Here is a 1,106-nt window from a genome sequence, read left to right as displayed (position 1 = left end):
GCCAGCTCGCCCTCGGCGAGCGCGAGGTCGGCGCCACCGACACCGTTGGTCTCCCCCGCCGACCAGAGGCCGGGCACGCTGGTGCGCAGCCGGGCCCGGACGCGCCGCAGCGCGACCGCCAGCCGCAGCTGCCGCCGCAGGCCGCTCAGCAGCCCCAGCCCCAGCCGCTGCCGTCGGCCGAGCCGGCGCCGGTGGAGAGCACCCAGCAGTTCGCCCGTCCGCGCTTCGAGGCCAGCCAGATCGACCCGCGCGACCCGCTGGGCCTCGGCCTGGTGGAGCCGGTGCTGCCGAACGTGCCGAACCCGCCGCGTCCGGAGCCGGTCCGTCAGGAGCAGGCCCCGCAGCAGCCGCAGCCGCTGCCGCACCAGGAGCCGATGGCGCTGCCGACCGGCCCGTCCGAGACCGCCGAGCAGCCCTGGTTCCCGCAGGCCGAGGACTCGCAGCAGGCGCGGCCGCGGCCGTACCAGCCGCGCCGCCCCGGCACCTCCGCACCGGAGTTCCAGGAGCCGGGCCCGGAGCAGCAGGCCGCCCGGCCCGCCCCCCAGCAGGCACCGCAGCAGCAGGCACCGCAGCAGCCGCAGGGCCAGTCGCAGCCGGGCACCGGCGACGCGCCGTGGCGTCCGTCCGCGAACGACGAGCGCTGGCGCCGCGCGGAGCAGATCCGCGAGCCCTCGACCAGCGGCGTCACCATGTCGGGCCTGCCCCGGCGGACTCCGCAGGCCAACCTGGTCTCCGGCACCGCCGAGGCCTCGCCGCTGACCGGTCCCCAGGTCTCCCGGGCCCCGGAGGAGGTCCGCGGCCGGCTGACCAACCTGCGCCGCGGCATCCAGCAGGGCCGCCGCGCCGGGGCCGAGCAGGCCGCCAACCAGCCGGGTTTCCAGCATGGTGCCCAGCAGCCCGGATTCGATAGTTTCGGTGGCCGGAACGACGGCAACGGCGCAGATCACCAGGAGCGTTGAGTTGAACCAGATGAGCCAGGCCGCACAGAACCTGAACTGGCTGATCACCAACTTCGTGGACAACACCCCCGGGGTGTCCCACACCGTGGTGGTCTCCGCGGACGGCCTCCTGCTGTGCATGTCCGAGGGCTTCCCGCGCGACCGCGC

Annotated in this window: 1 protein-coding gene and 1 pseudogene; both read left to right on the top strand. The window is 76.0% G+C overall.

Annotated features, from left to right (window positions below; genetic code table 11):
- A pseudogene (locus AB0E96_RS41305) lies at nt 1-959 on the top strand (hypothetical protein); the annotation flags it as partial.
- Nucleotides 960-969: 10 nt separating this feature from the next.
- Nucleotides 970-1,106: roadblock/LC7 domain-containing protein (locus AB0E96_RS41300; RefSeq protein ID WP_329882915.1), on the top strand; the 137-nt coding region annotated here is incomplete at its 3' end.

The sequence above is a fragment of the Kitasatospora sp. NPDC036755 genome (assembly GCF_040636595.1).
Lineage (GTDB): Bacteria > Actinomycetota > Actinomycetes > Streptomycetales > Streptomycetaceae > Kitasatospora.
The sequence above is the reverse complement of the archived record's forward strand: the minus strand, read 5'-3'. Positions and strand labels throughout refer to the sequence as shown.